The 16,325-nt window shown below is 66.1% G+C and carries 15 protein-coding genes; 7 read left to right on the top strand and 8 right to left on the bottom strand.

Annotated features, from left to right (window positions below; all coding sequences use genetic code 11):
* Nucleotides 1–75: 75 nt before the first annotated feature.
* From ydiK to astE, 3 genes are all read right to left on the bottom strand, one after another.
* A complete protein-coding gene (ydiK, locus tag ABWO90_RS00855) occupies nucleotides 76–1,269 on the bottom strand; it encodes an AI-2E family transporter YdiK (protein WP_353189306.1) in 1,194 nt (397 codons plus the stop codon).
* A 129-nt stretch (nucleotides 1,270–1,398) separates the two neighbouring features.
* A complete protein-coding gene (locus ABWO90_RS00850) occupies nucleotides 1,399–3,213 on the bottom strand; it encodes a hypothetical protein (RefSeq protein WP_353189305.1) in 1,815 nt (604 codons plus the stop codon).
* Between the two features lie 190 nt (nucleotides 3,214–3,403).
* The gene (gene astE / locus ABWO90_RS00845; protein WP_353189304.1) at nucleotides 3,404–4,465 is read right to left on the bottom strand and encodes a succinylglutamate desuccinylase; all 1,062 of its coding nucleotides are present in this window, start codon (nucleotides 4,463–4,465) and stop codon (nucleotides 3,404–3,406) included.
* 200 nt (nucleotides 4,466–4,665) lie between these two features.
* On the opposite strand from astE, the gene astD reads away from it, so the two are divergent.
* The 6 genes from astD to ABWO90_RS00815 all read left to right on the top strand — a co-directional run bounded on the left by astD (nucleotide 4,666) and on the right by ABWO90_RS00815 (nucleotide 9,514).
* The gene (astD, locus tag ABWO90_RS00840; protein ID WP_353189303.1) at nucleotides 4,666–6,147 is read left to right on the top strand and encodes a succinylglutamate-semialdehyde dehydrogenase; all 1,482 of its coding nucleotides are present in this window, start codon (nucleotides 4,666–4,668) and stop codon (nucleotides 6,145–6,147) included.
* A gap of 42 nt (nucleotides 6,148–6,189) precedes the next feature.
* On the top strand, nucleotides 6,190–7,572 hold the full coding sequence (gene astB / locus ABWO90_RS00835; protein WP_353189302.1) for an N-succinylarginine dihydrolase: 1,383 nt from the start codon (nucleotides 6,190–6,192) through the stop codon (nucleotides 7,570–7,572).
* A gap of 73 nt (nucleotides 7,573–7,645) precedes the next feature.
* Nucleotides 7,646–8,206: an NADPH-dependent FMN reductase gene (locus ABWO90_RS00830; RefSeq protein WP_353189301.1), complete on the top strand. Its 561-nt coding sequence runs from the start codon at nucleotides 7,646–7,648 to the stop codon at nucleotides 8,204–8,206.
* A gap of 205 nt (nucleotides 8,207–8,411) precedes the next feature.
* Entirely contained in the window at nucleotides 8,412–8,714 is a 303-nt protein-coding gene (locus ABWO90_RS00825) for a DUF1488 family protein (RefSeq protein WP_353189300.1), read from the top strand.
* Between the two features lie 235 nt (nucleotides 8,715–8,949).
* Nucleotides 8,950–9,162, top strand: coding sequence for a DUF2964 family protein (locus ABWO90_RS00820; protein WP_353189299.1), 213 nt, complete (start codon nucleotides 8,950–8,952; stop codon nucleotides 9,160–9,162).
* 160 nt (nucleotides 9,163–9,322) lie between these two features.
* The gene (locus ABWO90_RS00815; protein WP_353189298.1) at nucleotides 9,323–9,514 is read left to right on the top strand and encodes a DUF2964 family protein; all 192 of its coding nucleotides are present in this window, start codon (nucleotides 9,323–9,325) and stop codon (nucleotides 9,512–9,514) included.
* A 57-nt stretch (nucleotides 9,515–9,571) separates the two neighbouring features.
* Here ABWO90_RS00815 and ABWO90_RS00810 read toward each other — a convergent pair whose 3' ends face one another.
* Nucleotides 9,572–10,321 carry a class I SAM-dependent methyltransferase gene (locus ABWO90_RS00810; protein ID WP_353189297.1) on the bottom strand — a complete coding sequence of 250 codons (750 nt, stop codon included), beginning with the start codon at nucleotides 10,319–10,321 and terminating at the stop codon, nucleotides 9,572–9,574.
* A 270-nt stretch (nucleotides 10,322–10,591) separates the two neighbouring features.
* On the opposite strand from ABWO90_RS00810, the gene ABWO90_RS00805 reads away from it, so the two are divergent.
* Nucleotides 10,592–11,926, top strand: coding sequence for a TIGR03862 family flavoprotein (locus ABWO90_RS00805; protein WP_502922517.1), 1,335 nt, complete (start codon nucleotides 10,592–10,594; stop codon nucleotides 11,924–11,926).
* 135 nt (nucleotides 11,927–12,061) lie between these two features.
* Here ABWO90_RS00805 and ABWO90_RS00800 read toward each other — a convergent pair whose 3' ends face one another.
* The 4 genes from ABWO90_RS00800 to ABWO90_RS00785 form a co-directional block, all read right to left on the bottom strand.
* Nucleotides 12,062–13,225 (bottom strand): methyltransferase, encoded by a 1,164-nt coding sequence (locus ABWO90_RS00800; RefSeq protein ID WP_353189296.1) that lies wholly within the window; start codon nucleotides 13,223–13,225, stop codon nucleotides 12,062–12,064.
* A gap of 100 nt (nucleotides 13,226–13,325) precedes the next feature.
* Nucleotides 13,326–15,251, bottom strand: coding sequence for an FUSC family protein (locus ABWO90_RS00795; RefSeq protein WP_353189295.1), 1,926 nt, complete (start codon nucleotides 15,249–15,251; stop codon nucleotides 13,326–13,328).
* 22 nt (nucleotides 15,252–15,273) lie between these two features.
* The gene (locus tag ABWO90_RS00790; protein WP_353189294.1) at nucleotides 15,274–15,924 is read right to left on the bottom strand and encodes an HAD-IB family hydrolase; all 651 of its coding nucleotides are present in this window, start codon (nucleotides 15,922–15,924) and stop codon (nucleotides 15,274–15,276) included.
* Nucleotides 15,925–15,931: 7 nt separating this feature from the next.
* Nucleotides 15,932–16,147 (bottom strand): hypothetical protein, encoded by a 216-nt coding sequence (locus tag ABWO90_RS00785; protein WP_353189293.1) that lies wholly within the window; start codon nucleotides 16,145–16,147, stop codon nucleotides 15,932–15,934.
* Nucleotides 16,148–16,325: the final 178 nt, after the last annotated feature.

Below are 16,325 nucleotides of genomic sequence, written 5' to 3'. Positions count from 1 at the left end.
GCACGGGGCGACAGGTAGGGAAGTCCGAAAAACATGTCCGACTCGCGTGACGCTCACGTGCGCCGCACCGTCATTTCAGGACGGCTTGCGCTCGCCGGTTGCGGGTTTCGCAGGCGTGGAAGTGGCTGATGCGTTTGCACTCGTCTCGGACGCTTCGACACCCGGCGTTGCGCTGGGCGCCGCAGGCGGCGACCCGGCGGGTGTCAGCGGCGGACGGTTCAGTCCTTCGTTGATCCATGCGGTCAGCAACGTATAGGTGACGGCGAGAATCACCGGCCCCACGAACAATCCGACGATCCCGAACGTGAGCATGCCGCCCAGCACACCTGCAAGAATCAGCGTCATCGGCAGGTCGGCACCCCGACGGATGAGCATCGGTCGCATCACGTTGTCCAGCATGCCGATGAAAACGGAGAGCACCAGCAAGAGCGTTGCGAGCGTGGGGCTGTCCTGCCAATAGAGCCATGCGACGCTCGACAGCAGCACGGGGAACGGCCCGATCTGCGCGATACACAGCACCAGCATGAGGGCGGTGAGGAAGCCCGGCAGCGGCACACCCGTCAGCCACAAGCCGAGCCCACCGAGCAGCGACTGCGTCACGGCAGTCACCACAATACCGAGCGCCACCGCGCGAATCGACATGCCGGCGAGCCTCACCGATTCCTCACCACGATCGCCGCCGAGGCGCCGCGCCATGCGAATCAGCGCCCGTGCGGCACGCTCGCCCTGCATGAAGAGCAGGCCCGAGATGATCAGCGTCAGGCCCAGGTGAACCACCAGCAGGCCGACCGAGCCGAGCTTCGAGAAGGCCCACGTCGCCGCCTTCGCAGCGTATGGCTGCACCTTGGCGACCAGTCCGTCCGGCCCCGCGTCGGCGAGTGCCTGCCATTCGTCGCTCGCGCGCTCACCCACCATCGGAATGCGCGCCAGCCAGTCCGGCGGCATCGGCAGGCCCCGCTGGCCAAAGGAGTGCACCTGCTCGCTGATGTCCGACGCGTGTCCGATCAGGGTGCCGATTGCGGCCGACAACGGCGCGACCACGATCACCAGCATGCCGAGGATCATGACCGTCGTGGCGAGCCAGCGCTTTCCCCACAGACGCCGTTGCAGCCCCATGAGCAGCGGCCACGTCGATGCCACGATCGTCACCGCCCAGATGAACGCCGGAAGGAACGGCAGCAACACCCAGAGGGTCCCGATCATCAGAAGACTGAGCACGAGGATGACCAGCAGGTTACGGGCGAGTTCGCTGGGTGTGGTGGCAAGCATAGGCGCTCCGGCAGGCAGAAGATGACGCGTCGTGCGGTGCGTCCGGCAAGGGATTGATGCGCAAGGAACGCGCTTTGAGAGCAAGATGCCACGCCGGGCTTGCTACGGCAAGTGCGTCGCAACACTTCGTCACAATCGTGTCATCGCGGGCGCGTCCTCGTCGGGCATTGCCAGCGTGTCCGGTGCGACGGCGGTGCCATGCCTGCGCACTTGCCATTTCCGTGTGAGAGTCGCCCGGGGCGATGACGGAAGGGAGGGTGTGGCATCCGGCGACGTTTCCGTGTCGTGCATTGGCAGAAAAACCGAGTCGTCACCCGAGACGTCACCGGGCGTGTCCCCCCCATCGGTTTGCCCGTCGCTCATGTCGCTCATGGGGCTGTCGATGCCCTCTGCGTTGGACAGGTTCGAGAGGGTCGACGCCCGCCCGGAATCGGCCTGTGACGACAGGGTGATCGTGCTGATTTTCGGGCGTCCCCGTCGTCGCGTGTATGCCGTGGCGATGTCGTGGTTTCTCGTTGCCATGTTCTGCAACGCGACGGCGGACGCGATGATGCCGTACAGCAGGCTGAGTATCGACAGTCCATGCCAGTCGATATCGGTTCCGGCGGCGTCCGGTGGCCCGAGGTCAGACGCCGTCGTCGTGGCGTTGGCAGCGAGCGCGGCGACATCCTCGTCTCGTGTGGATGTCGCCGCGCCCGGCAGTGTCGACAAGAAATAGAAGCCTAGCGTCAGCGTGCTCCAGATCGCGGCAGACGCCCCCGAACGCATCAGGCCGCTGAACGCGCGCCAGAAGGTCGGCCAGAAAGGGGGAGTGGCGGTTGCGCCGGCATCGGCAATCAGGTCGGCAAAGCGGTCCTGTATCGCGATCTCCAGCGCCGCATATTCTCTTGGCATGCCAAGGCGATCGATGGCCGGGCCGAGCAAGGCGCCGGGCAGAGGGGCCAACAGAATTTCCAGTCCGGCATGGATCGTGCTGCCAAACCGATGCGACATGATGCCGGGCACCCAGGCGTTCAATCCCGCTTCGGCCGCCAACCGGGCCAGATTGCGCAGCAAGCCGTAGGAGGCGACGAAGGCGATGACGTGTCCGGTAACTTGTCGCACCGGACTGCGTAGTAGTCGTGCCAGCGCCTCTTGAGCGTGCGCCGGCGTGATGCGCCCCAATCGGCTGCCCAATGCGGGGTGCGCCGCATGAAAGCGCGCCACGCCGATCAGATTGACGAGTACGACGCCGAGCGCTTCCAGCGGTGGCCAGGCCAGCGCCTGTGAGCGTTTCGGATCCACCGTGTCGGCCAGCAGGGCAAGTAACGTGGAGCCAAGCGCAAAGGGCAGGGCGTCGCGCTCGATGCCAACGCGAGTCGCATGCCACGACATGCCGGGATGCTCGTGGCGCAACAAGGCCTCCAGGCGATGGCGCACTTTGGCGGCGTCCAGCCCGCGCTGTGCCAGCACATGCGCTTCGGTACGCAGGTGCGGCTGCAAGTCGTCGAACCATGGAGGATGGTAAGCGGAGCCGCGCGAGTGCGCCGAGTCATGAGGCGCCGACTTATCGTGAAGCGCATGCTGACGCTTGAACCGGCGAAGTGCCGGAACGGCGACCTCGTCACGCAGCATGGCGTAGATCTGCTCGACCTGACCGAACGCACCTTCAGCATCAACGTGATCTGGCGAACGTCTCGCGTTCCTGCCGGCGGCGAGCGCATTGGTCGTCCGACGCAACACGAGCGATAGCTCGTGCGTCTCCGAGAGGGTGCGCGAGCGCATGCCGTCCGGGCGCTGTGCAACGCCCGAGGCCATATCGGCTTGCCGCGCGCTGGAGAAATCATCGACGAGCGGCAAGCGCGGATGCGTACGCGAGGTGGAACGTGTGGGTTGTGCCGTCGTGGCAGGACTGCGGAGCGCGCCGGCATCGCACCGCTGCGTGGAAACGTGGGCGTTCAACATGTCGTGGATGGACGGCCGGACACGCGCAAATGCCTTTGCCCGCACCGCTGGCCGCCATTTGCAGGTGAGAAGAGTGGGCGATCTTACCCGTATCCCTTTGCCCCGACGACGCTCGCACACGCGTTTAGAAACGTTCATGCGCGAACCTGCGTAGCTTCGCGCGTCCGGACAGGAACCGGACAGTCGGCCCTTAGTCCGGCACCACCATGACACCGGCGCGCAGACCGTTCGCAACGTTCGGATTCGGAAACACGATCCGCTCTTCCGGGTGTGACACCGTGTACGTGTTCTCACCGTCGCGCGCGAGTACGGTGCCTGCCGGATACGGTGTGAAGTTGGGTGTATCGGCGGCCACATCGAGCACGAACGCATCGGTGCGCCGAACGATTTCAGCGGCAACACGAAAGCGCTGCGCGCGCAGTACCTTGCCGTCCTCGCGTGCACCCATCTCGCCCCCCGACAACCAGCGGCGCAACGCCGCGTCGATGCCCGCGAAATTCGCCAGGTCGTTCTGCCCGAACGGTGCCACCTTGCCAAGTTCGAGCGTGCAGCTCTGCGCGCCGAAGCGGGCGCAGGTGTAATACGAGAAAGTGACCGACGGTTGCTCCGTGCGCATGACGGCTTCGATTTCGGCGGCGGCGAGCGTGTCGATCCACGCCTCGCTCGGCACATGCTGCGCAGTGCCCGGCACGACGGCAAAGCGAGGGAAGAGGGACGGCCGAATGGCCGTGTGCATATCGATGTGACGACGCTGGCGACGCACGCCGTCCACGCCCGCGAAGTACTGCGCCACGATCACTTCCAGTTCGCGTGCCCGTTGCACCGCCGGGGATTCGGCGCGCTTCGCGTGCGCCCCCTGGAACAGGCGATTGAGATCGTATTCGAGGTAGCGCTTGCCTGCCCGCACGGCATCGGGGTTGCCAAGCACGACGAGCAGACGCTCACGTAGCGTCAGTTGGCCGTCGGCGATGTCGCGCAGGATACCGTCGACGATTTCGATCGGCGCCGTCTCGTCGCCGTGAATGCCGCAGGAAAGTATCGCGTCGTACCGGTGCGCGCTGCCCGGCGTATCCGTGTCGTTCGTGTCATGCGTGCTGCGGGCCGAGGCGGCCGGCGTGAGTTCAAGGACGCCTTCGGCATGACGTTGCCAGCGTACGCCGCACGGGTCGATGCCTTCGTCGTGAGGCGCGTCGCGCGATTCGCGCACGTCGCTCAACCAGCGACGCAGGACAGAACGATTGGCATGGGCCATGATGGGGAATCTCCGCAAATCTCAGACTCGTATTCTATGCGTGTCGATGGCGTGACCGTCATGTGACGTTGCGCACGTCCGCCGGTTGCGGGGTTCCGGGCATGCGCGAGGGGCGCGCATTGTTCCGGCTGCCGAATCCGTGTCATCATGACTCGCATCGCACGCCGCTAGACAGGGCGTGGCCTCCGGGAGCGTCGTTCATGGCCGATCTGTATATCGAAGGGGTATGGCGAGTTGCCAACGGCGCGGCATTCGAATCGGTCGACCCCATGTCGGGCGAAGTCGTCTGGCATGGCAACGCCGCCGACGCGGCCGATGTCGATGTCGCCGTGCAAGCCGCCCGCCGTGCGCAGCGAGACTGGTCGCGACGCAGTGTCGACGAGCGACTCGCGATCCTGCAACGCTTTGCCGCGATCGTCACCGAAAAGACGGAGACGCTCGCCGACGATATCGGTCGAGAAACCGGAAAGCCGTTGTGGGAGGCGCGCACCGAAGTGGCGACGATGGCCGCCAAGGTCGCGCATTCGGCCAAGGCCTACGAAGCGCGGACTGGCGAGCGACGCACGGCCATCGCAGACGGTCACGGCGTTGTGCGACACCGGGCGCACGGCGTGATGGCGGTCTTCGGTCCCTACAATTTCCCGGGGCACTTGCCCAACGGGCACATCGTACCGGCGCTTCTGGCGGGCAATACGGTGGTGTTCAAGCCGAGCGAGCTGGCGCCCGGCGTTGCCCGGCGCACGGTGCAATGCTGGATCGACGCCGGTCTGCCGTCCGGGGTGCTCAACCTCGTGCAAGGCGGCAGAGACACGGGCGCGGCGCTCGCCGCGCACGATGGCATCGACGGCGTGTGCTTTACCGGCAGCTCGGCCACAGGCCGCGCACTGCATCAGCAATTCGCCGGGCGTCCCGACAAGATCCTCGCGCTGGAGATGGGCGGCAATAATCCGCTCATCGTCGACGCGCCCGCCGATCTCGATGCGGCCGTCCATATCGCGGTGCAGTCGGCATTTCTGTCCGCCGGGCAGCGTTGCACCTGTGCGCGGCGTCTGATGGTCGCGCACGGTCCGCAAGGCGACGCCTTCATCGAGCGTCTGGCGTTCGTCACGAAACGCATCCGCGTCGGACATTACGACGCCGAGCCGCAACCGTTCATGGGCCCGGTTGTGTCGCTGCAGGCGGCGCGACGCATGACGGCGGCACAAGCCGATCTGATGGCGCTGGGCGGGCGCGCGATCGTGCCGCTGGCGCAGCCGGATGGCCGTACGGCCCTGCTTACGCCGGGGCTGATCGACGTGACGGCCCTCGCGGCGCGCGACGCCTTGCCCGACGAAGAGTATTTCGGTCCGTTGTTGCAGGTGCTGCGATACGACACCTTCGATGAAGCCATCGCGCTGGCCAATCGCACCCGTTACGGGTTGGCAGCAGGGCTGATCAGCGACGACGCCTCGCGCTATGCGCAGTTCCTCGCGGACATCCGGGCGGGCATCGTCAACTGGAACCGGCCGACGACCGGGGCGGCCGGCGCTGCGCCATTCGGCGGCATCGGTGCCTCGGGCAATCATCGGCCGAGCGCCTTCTATGCGGCGGACTATTGCGCCTATCCCATTGCGTCGATGGAAGCGGCGCATGCCGTCATGCCCGAGTCACTCAGCCCCGGATTGGACTTCGCATCGCGCTAAGTCCGCTTCATCGAACCGTAGTTTGCTTTCTCAGGAATCGTCATGACGCGTTTCGCGCTCGAAGCCAACTTCGACGGATTGGTCGGCCCCACGCACAACTATGCGGGATTGTCCTTCGGCAACGTCGCCTCTGCGAACAACGCCAATCGCGTCTCCAATCCTCGCGAGGCGGCGCTTCAGGGGCTGGCGAAGATGAAGGCGCTGGCCGATCTCGGTTACGCGCAGGGGGTACTGCCGCCGCAGGAGCGGCCGTCGGTTGCGCTGTTGCGCACAATGGGCTTCGCCGGAGACGACCGTACGGTCATTCGAGAGGTCGCGCGCACTGCCCCGGCGCTGCTTGGTGCGGCAAGCTCGGCGGCCAGCATGTGGACCGCCAATGCCGCGACGGTCAGTCCATCCGCCGATACGGCAGACGGGCGCGTGCACTTCACGGCTGCCAATCTCTGCAGCAAGTTGCATCGGGCCATCGAGCACGCGACGACATCGCGGGTGCTGCGCGCCGCGTTTCCGGCGTCGTCGCATTTTGCGCATCACGACGCGTTGCCGGGCTGGCCGTCGCTGGGCGACGAAGGGGCGGCCAATCACACGCGACTATGCGGTGCGTATGGCGAGCGTGGTGTCGAGTTCTTCGTCTATGGTCGCGACGATCTGGCAAGCGCGCCGGCGCCGCGTCGCTTTCCTGCGCGTCAGACATTACAGGCAAGTCAGGCGATCGCGCGATTGCATGGGCTCGACGATGCGGACGTCGTCTTCGCACAGCAACACCCCGATGCCATCGATGCCGGGGTATTCCATAACGACGTGATTGCCGTGGGCAACGGCAACGTGTTGTTCTGTCACGCACAGGCGTTCCTCGACCAGACCGACGTGCTGACGCGGCTGCGCGAACGGCTCGCCGTGCGGGGTGTTCCCCTGGAAGTGATCGAAGTCCCCGCAGACGCCGTTTCCCTCGAAGACACCGTCGGCAGCTATCTCTTCAACAGCCAACTGCTTGCGCGCGCACCGGAGGCGGGCGGTGGCATGCGGCTCGTCGTGCCGCAGGAGTGCCGCGAGCGACCGGCCGTGTGGCGTTACCTCGAGTCGATCGTGGCCAGCGGCGGGCCGATCCGCGAATTGCATGTGTTCGATTTGCGCGAGAGCATGCGCAACGGCGGAGGCCCGGCGTGCCTGCGGCTGCGCGTCGTCCTGACCGACGAGGAGCGTCTCGCGACGCACGCCGGGCTATGGATCGACGACGCGCGCTACGCCTCGCTGAGCGAATGGGTGCGGCGCCACTATCGTGATCGGCTCAGTGTCGAGGATCTGGCCGACCCTGCACTGCTCGACGAGTGCCGAACCGCGCTCGACGAACTGACACGGCTGCTCGGTATCGGGAGCGTCTACCCGTTCCAGCGCGACGCAGAGACAACGACGCGATTGACCTGATCCACCGGAGGCCCAGGCCGTACGGCCGACATGTGTCTTGCCCCATTACCGATCATCCAGAGGAGTCGATTCGATGACCACCATCATTGGTTTGTCCGGCAGCCTGCGCAAGGGCTCGTACAACACGGCGCTGCTCGCGGCTGCCAAGGCGCTCGCGCCATCGGGCGTGACGCTCGAGATCCACACGCTGCACGGTATTCCGCTCTATGACGGCGACCTTGAAGCCAGCGAAGGTATCCCGGCCGCAGTCACCACACTGAAGGACGCGATCGCCCAGGCCGACGGGCTGCTGCTCTCGACTCCCGAGTACAACAACGGAATGCCGGGTGTTTTCAAGAACGCCATCGACTGGCTATCGCGTCCGCCTGCCGATAGCGCGCGCGTGTTCCGCGACAAGCCGGTGGCGCTCATGGGGGCGTCACCCGGCGGGTTCGGCACCATCCTCAGCCAGGAGGCTTGGCTGCCGGTGTTGCGCACGCTCCAGACCACGCCGTGGTGGCAGGGACGATTGATGGTCTCGCACGCCAACAAGATCATCGATGTCGACGGTAACCTTCAGGACGATGCCGTACGGCAGCAATTGGCGGCTTTCGTCGAGGGCTTCGCCGCGTTTCTGAAGCAACGAAACTCCTGATAGGCATTTGATTATTTAAATCAATGACTTGCGATGGACTTCGCATGTGGATTCTATTGTCGGTCAATGATCTGAACCTTCCCCAATCGGAGATGACGAACCGATAAGTGACGCGGCTTACCCATTGTCCGGCGATGCACTATGCTGGATTCAACGTGTCGGCCGACACGTCGACCGCGTCCTTTCATCCACCGGGGGTGCCGCCATGCAAATCGAGTTTCCGGATCACCGCCCCGTGTTCAACTATGAAGATCTCACGATCGAATTCGCGGTTGTCGTCAACGGCCGTCCGATCGATTGCGCGGTGTCGGCCGAAGCGTTGGAGGACCATTTCGGCGCTTATTCGGCCCGTGCAGACGATCTGTTGCATGCCTTCGAACACGGGCGCCACGATATCCATGCGCTGACGCGCCAATACCTGACGATGGGCCTGTCGGGGCCTGTCTTGCTGCGCAGCGGGCACTTCCGCTGGGTGCGGGAAGCCAAGCGGCAAGGGGTATTGCGCTAGACATCGCCCATCGCCGGTAAAAGCGCGCGGGTCCTGTCGATAGAACACGCGGATGGAACTCGCGCCGATCGCGGCTTTTCCGCGGGGGTGTTGACGCGCGTCAAACACCGGGATGGTTAGGCATACGACTCAATTGGCGTGTCGCGGGGTTCGGCGTACACTGGGATTGCCGTCGGGGTTGCCGCACTATCCGCCACGCTGGCGGCACCATTGCCGATAACTATAAGGAGTCGCCATGGGCTCGGAATTCCGCGTCGTCATCGCCTCGATAGCGGCCTTCATGACACTGGGCGGGGCATTCGCCACCATTCACGGACTGCTTTACGACAAGACGCACGTCATGCACGGTGGCGTGATTACGGTCTTGTTCGGCATTCTGTTCATCGTTGTCATGCTCACACCGTGGCCGCGGGACGAAGCGGGCAGCGATACGCAATCGAAATCCTGATTCGGCCGCCAGCCCCGGCTAACCTTCCAGCGAAGGGCGTCCTACACTGGTAAGTGAGGGACGCCGTCGAAGTCGTCGCGAGCGTCGCGCGACTGCCGGTCGCGTCGATTCCCCGCATGTAACACTTCGCAACGAGCGTGGCCTCGTTGTGAGGTGACGTATGTGCTCCGATACCCGCGTCTTCATTGCCTCCGTCGCCGCATTCGTGATGCTTGGCGGTATTTTCGCCACCATCCACGGACTGCTGTTCAACCTGCCCGAAGTGTCGCGTTATGGCGTGGCGGCGGTGTTGGTCGGCGCGACCTGCACGGCAACCATGTTGATTCCGTGGGGCGCACGCGAAGAGTCGTAACGTGCCGGTCCGTGCTGACTTGTGCAGCACGGTAAATCGGCGCGGTGCACCAACGCTTCAACGCGTTGGCGGGTTTAGCCGTGCGCGCAAGCACATGAATGCGGGGACTTGCGACAGTTCGTCGTAGAGGCGCCGGTCGACGGATTTCATCTCCGGCAACGGCAGAGGCTCAACCATGCGCTCCAGTTGCCAGCCGGCGTCGGCAGCGGCGTTCAGAATGCTCGCCAGTGGCCGCCGGTAGGACTCCACATACGGCTTCGGTTCCCCGAAGCCACTCCAATACATACCGAAGCGGGTGATCTCGAAATAAGTGCGATTGCGGCGCGTGCGTTCGTCGAGCCAGTCCCGCATCGGATGTCCCATCGACCAGACGAGCGTCGCCCCCGGGCGCGCCACGCGGGCGAACTCGCGAAACGTCGGGGCGAGGTCTTCCACGTAGTCGAGGGCCAGCGCGCTCACAATGGCGTCGAAGCGGTCGTCACCCAGTGTGTCGAATGGCGTGCCGAGATCCTGAACGTCGAACGTCGCGGCCATGCCTTCGCATCGCTGACGGGCAAGCGCGATCATTTCAGGTGTGACGTCGATGCCATGCACCGTGGCACCTTGTTCGACGAGCCATGCGCTGTTGATCCCCGGTCCGCACCCTGCGTCCAGCACGTGAAGGCCCGACACGCTGCCGAGCAGGGCGCGCGTTGCCGGGCGCTCGTAGAGTGCGTTGTGCGGCTTGGTGACGGCGATTTCCGCGTAGCGTTCGGCAAAACTGGCGTAGGCGGTGCGTCCCATCGACGCTGAATCGTTTGATGACATCTGCGACTCCCGGAGCAAAGGAAATGCGGGGGGCGATTGTAACGCCAAAGCGACAGACTGCCTTGGCAGGTACCGGTCCGGCGTCCGGAGAAGTCAGGCAGGTGACGGTGTCGGAACGTACACTCGATGGTGCTTGAAAGGGCAATATCCGAGGGAGAATCGGGTGTCCGTATAACGCCGATGTGGGACAATGACGGCCTTTACCGCCGGAAGTTTGTCCGTCGCCTTCGCGTGCGCGGTATCGCTTTTCCTGTCACCGCTACCTTGAGCATGCCCCCGATCACCCCACCGCCTTCTCCGTCAGACGATGCGACGCACGCTGCCGTCACAACGCCTGCGTCCGTCGAGATCGCCGAGACCGTCGATGTTGCGGTGATCGGCGCGGGGCCCGCGGGCCTGATGGCGGCGGAAGTGCTGGCGGGCGCGGGGTGGCGAGTCGACATTTACGACGCCATGCCGTCGGTGGGACGCAAGTTCCTGATGGCGGGCAAGGGCGGCATGAACCTCACCCACAGCGAACCTGCCGAGCCGTTCGTGGCGCGCTACGGCAAGCGCGCAAACGCGGTCGCGCAATGGCTGCGTCGATTCAGCGCGGACGATGTGCGCTCGTGGGCGCATCGGCTGGGCATCGATACGTTTGTCGGTACCTCCGGCCGGGTCTTCCCGGTCGACATGAAAGCGGCGCCGTTGCTCCGCGCCTGGCTAACGCGCTTGCGCGCGTCCGGGGTCCGGTTGCACGTTCGCCATCGCTGGCTCGGTTGGGAAGGTCGCGTACCTCGCGCACCACGCACACCGAGCGACGGCCACCTGCTGTGCTTCGCCACGCCCGGCGGTGAGCGTCAGGTGCGGGCGAAGGCCGTCGTACTCACGCTCGGCGGCGCGAGCTGGCCGCAATTGGGTTCCGACGCCGCCTGGGTGCCCTGGCTGCGTGAGCAGGGCGTTGACGTAACGCCGCTGCGTCCGGCGAACGCGGGGTTCGAGACGGACTGGACCCCGCATATGCAGGAGCGCTTCGCAGGCCATCCGGTCAAGTCGGTCACGATGACGCTACGTGACGGCACGACACGTCAGGGCGAATTCGTGATCTCGTCGCATGGCATTGAGGGCAGTCTGGTGTACGCAATGTGTGCACCGATTCGGGACGAGATCCTGGCCGAAGGCCGGGCGACGGTCTATCTCGACCTGCTGCCGGATTGGACACTCGAGCGCGTTTTCGACGAGGTTGGACGGCCTCGCGGTTCTCGCTCGATGGCGAGCCACTTGCAAAGCCGCCTGGGCATCGCCGGCGTGAAGGCCGGCTTGCTGCGCGAGTGCCTGCCGCGTGAAGCGTTCAACCAACCCGCAGCGCTCGCAGCCGGGATCAAGCGGCTGCCGTTGACACTGTTGCGCACCCGCCCGATTGCCGAAGTCATCAGCACGGCCGGGGGCGTGGCGCTCGAATCGCTGGATGCCGGGTTGATGGTGAAGGCGCTCCCGGGGGTATTCTGTGCCGGCGAGATGCTCGACTGGGAGGCCCCCACGGGCGGCTATCTGTTGACCGCCTGTTTCGCCAGCGCGTGCGTCGCAGGTGACGGCGCCACGGCCTACCTGCGGTCGCTGCCCTAACGGTGCTAACGGTGCTAACGCCGCTAACGCCGCTAACGCCGCTAACGCCGCTAACGCCGCTAACGCCGCACTAACGCGGTGCGGCGCTCACGCAGGGCGGCCGGTCGGCCGCCCGTCGGCGTGGTGCGCTGATTCTCAAGCGGGGCGAACGCCCAGACGCCACAACGACGTCACCTCGGCACGACGCGCCGCATGCAGCGGATCGTTGGCGTCGCCAGCCTTAGGGTGATGGGGGCGGACGTCGTGGCGCGCGAGCACCACCAGACCGGCGGCATGGATCCACGAGAGCAACGTCTCACGCGTGCGCAACCCCAGATGCTCCGCCAGATCCGACAGAATCAGCCAGCCTTCGCCGCCGGGGCTCAGATGGGCTGCCAGCCCGTTGAGGAAGCCTTTGAGCATCTGGCTGTCCGGATCGTAAATCGCGTGCTCGATAGGGGCGTTGGCCTTCGCGGGCAGCCACGGCGGGTTGCACACGATAAGCGGGGCGTTGCCGTCCGGGAACAGATCGGCGTCGACGATCTTAACGGTGCGCTCGTAGCCGAGCCGCGCGATGTTCTCGCGGGCGCACGCCAGCGCACGCGGATCGCGATCGGTGCCCACGACCTGCTGCACACCGCGCCGCGCGAGCAGCGCCGCGATTACGCCCGTGCCGGTGCCCACGTCGAATGCCGTCGACGTCGCGGGCAACGGCGCCTGATCGATCAACTGGAGATACTCGCCACGCACCGGCGAGAACACGCCATACCAGGGATGGATCGACGCGCCCAGTGCCGGAATCGCCACCCCTTTCTTGCGCCACTCGTGCGCGCCGATCAGCCCGAGAATCTCGCGAAGCGACGCGACGGACGGCTGGTCGTCCGGCTGGCCCCAGGCTTCCGTGCAGGCCTCGCGCACATCTGGCGCACGGCGCAACGGAATGCCGTAATCGGCGTCCAGCGGAATGAGCACCATGCCGAGAATGCGCGCGCGTTGGGCCTGCGCCATGCGGTGTTTGTGAAACGCATCGGCCGGACTGGCGACGGCGGCGGCGTCCTTGTCCTGCGGCTTGCGGCGTTGACGATGGGGCGGGCGATCCACGCGACGTGCCATCGCCTGCATCAGTTGACGAGCGTTCTGATAATCGCCGCGATACAGCAGGGCCGTGCCGCCGCAGGCGAGGTGGTAGGCGTCGTCGGCGGTCAGGGTGTCGTCGACGACTTCAACGCGACGCGGTGCCATCACACCCGCTTCGGAGCGCCAGTGCGCTGTCACGGGGCGACCTTCTTCGGTCCAGGCGAGCGTCGGAATTGTGTTCATGCGGTGTCTTCTTTCAAGCGTAGCGGCGCTTGCGCGCCGGAAGCCCGCATTATGCCTGCGTTGACGGGGGGCCGTACGAAAACGGCGGTAGCGCGCGGCGTCAGGCCGGCTTGGCGGGCGCCGCGAACAGCAGGGCGATGGCCTCGCGCAACGCGTCGTCGAGCCTCGGGTCGATGCCCGGCAGTGGGGCGTCGGGCATCGACGGCGATGGCCCGTCATGGCGGAGTGCGGCAGCCATATGCGTGAGAATGGCCGCCGCCGGGTGCACCGGCGCCTCGTGATCTTCGCCATGAGGGACAGTGTCCGTGATGGCGTTCGCCACGCGCTCCAGACTCACCAGCGCCGGCCACCAGTGCGCTGCGCGGTGACTCACCAGCGGCGGTTCCGACAGCGCGCGCTGCAACGCAATGCGTGCGTCGTCCAGTGACTTGTAGGCGGCGCGTCGGGCCGCGAAGGCGGCGTCGGTGTCGTGCGTGTCGGCCAGCGCCGCATACCGGCCCAGCGCATCGAGCGCGTTGGCGACGCGCTCGTCGAGCTGCCGCCGCTCCCACTTTGCCCAAGGCAGGTAGCCCACCAGCAGGACGATGGCGCATGCTGCGACGGCGTCGATGAAACGCGCGATCGCAATGTCCTGGCTGCCCGGCTGCAACGCACCCATTACCAGCATGAGGATGGGAAGCAGCAGTGCACTGAACAGTCCGTAGTTGCGTCGCAACGCCCAGGGCAGGCACGCCGCCAGCGGAATCAGGACGGCCAGGCTGACCAGCCCGTTGCGATCGACGGCGACCACCGCCGCCGAGACCGCCACGCCGACGATACTGCCCACGCCGCTCTGGAGCGCTCGCGCAAACACGGAGCCGTAGTTCGGCTTGAAGATCACCACGACGATGAGTGGCACCCAATAGGAGCGCGGCAGCGCGGTCAGGGCGATGAAGATCTGCGCGACGAGCACGCACAGGCCGATGCGCAGCAAATACCGCCACACGTCGGGCCAGGGCCATTTCGGTGTCCAGCGCGGGTGGGCCGTGGCGCGGGCCTGATGTCGCGCCAGTGCCACCAGGGGGGCTTCGGCAGCATGCGCCGTGCCGGTGAGCAACGGTTGCGCCCGACGCAGCGCGGCCGCCAGCGACGGCGCATCGTTGTCCTTCGCTGCCTTGGCGGCTGCCTCGATATCGATCGGGCGGTCCCGGGCGATGCTGCGCGCCACACCGAACAGGGCACGTCCGAGTGGCGCGGGTAGGGGCTGCCCGCCCTGTGCCAGCGCGATCACGGCCGACGTGATGGGCTCGGCGGCGAGAATCTGGGCGGCACGGCGTTCGAGCACGTCCCAGCCGCTCGCCGTGCTGGCGCGGGCCGTCAGCAACGTGTCGTAGGCGGCCGCGATCGCATTTTCCAGCGACCGGCGGGCGAGTCGCACGCGCGGTGTGCCGCTCGCTTCGAGGACATTGGCCAATTGTTGATAGATGGCGGCGACCGCGTCACGCTCGGCGGCCCCGGGGTGCCGGAACCAGTGAACCGCCATGAGCAGTACGCTGAACACCCCGCCGGCCGCCAGCAGCAGCGGTGCTCGCCATTCGGGCGGCGGCAGTGCCAACCCCCATCCCACGACAAGATAGATCGCCCCTTGCAACGTCGCGGCGGACGCCACGTTGCCGAACGTGCCGATGAAACTGAGCAGCAGAATTGCCAGTTGCAGCAGCACATGGGCCAGCCACGGGTGCGACACCCCCACGTCGTGGATCAGCATGCCGGCATGGAAGCCGACCACGCCGGTGCCAATGGTCAGCAGGATGGAGCGCGCGCGTGAGCGATAGGGGCCGGTGCGGTCGCCGGTGATGGCGGGGAGTGCGCCCAGCGCAATGAGCGATGCGTCTGCCCCGTATCCGATCGCGGCGCCGATGGCGGTGGGGACGGCGACGGAAAGCGCGGCATGCGCGGCGTCCCAGCGGGAGAACGCGACCGGCTCCAGCCGCGCCAGCCGGGACATCCAGGCAACACGGCGTCCGGGCTCGGGCGAGGGCGACATGAGCGAAACGGTCGTCTGGCGCTCAGGAGGCGCGCCGGGCGGCGTCGGCATCCGTGAGCGGCATGAACTTGCCCTGACCGCGAATCCACGCATGGTCGGCACGTTCGGCCATTTCCTTGTCGCCGCGGCTGTCGCCGTAGACGAACAGCACGCGTGGCGGGGTGTCTCCCCACCACGCTTCGAGTCGTCGGACCTTCTCCGGGCCCCAGCAATTCGGCTGTGCAAAGTGTCCGGCGAAGCGGGACTGGTCGTCGTAGGCGAGTTCGGTGCTCAAGACCGTCTCGATGCCGGCGGACGCCGCCCACGGACGCAGATACAGCCCCGGCGATGCACTCACCAGCACGACACGATGCCCCAGCGCCCGGTGCTGGCGCACGCGGGCGAGCATCTCGGGGCGGATCAGACGCAGCAGATGACCGGTGATGAACCGATGCGCGTCCTGCTCGAGCTGATCGCGCGGTCGGGCACCGAGCGAGGCGCGCAGGAACGCCGCCTTGGCCGCGCCGCGATCGACGACCTTCAGGGCGGCACCGACGAGCCACGGCGACGCGAGCAGGGCACCCATGAGAAAGCGTGGTGTGCCGACGGTCTCGCGCACGAATACGCGCAGGCTGTCGGTGGTGGAAATCGTGCCGTCGAAGTCGAAGGCGGCAACGACGGAGGTGTCTCGCATGGGCGGATCAGATCGCGTCGCGCGAGTTCGCGACGGCGACCAGATGCGGCCAGCGTTCGCTGGCCTGTTGGCGGGCGACCAGCGCTTGCTCGTCGCGATAGAACGGCAGCACGTCGCGGCCGACGACTTCGCGCAGGCGATCGATATCCGAGGGATAGCGCCGCTCGATCATCGTGTCAGCATCGTCTGACATGGCGTTGTAGGACAGTTCGCTCTGGCTCATGCCGGGCATTCTATACGTTGGCGCACGGGCACGGCAATTGGCTTGTCGGCCGCTCGTTTGGTGTGCCCGAACCACGACACCCGAAGGCGAAGGTTCGCTTGATTACTTGCGCGCAGGCAGGCTAGCATGGCGCAACGTGCCATTTCCAGAAACACGGGCAGCGCTGTCCCGCCGGACC

This window comes from Pandoraea pnomenusa (genome assembly GCF_040391475.1).
GTDB lineage: Bacteria > Pseudomonadota > Gammaproteobacteria > Burkholderiales > Burkholderiaceae > Pandoraea > Pandoraea pnomenusa_C.
This window is presented reverse-complemented; position numbering and strand designations above follow the sequence as displayed.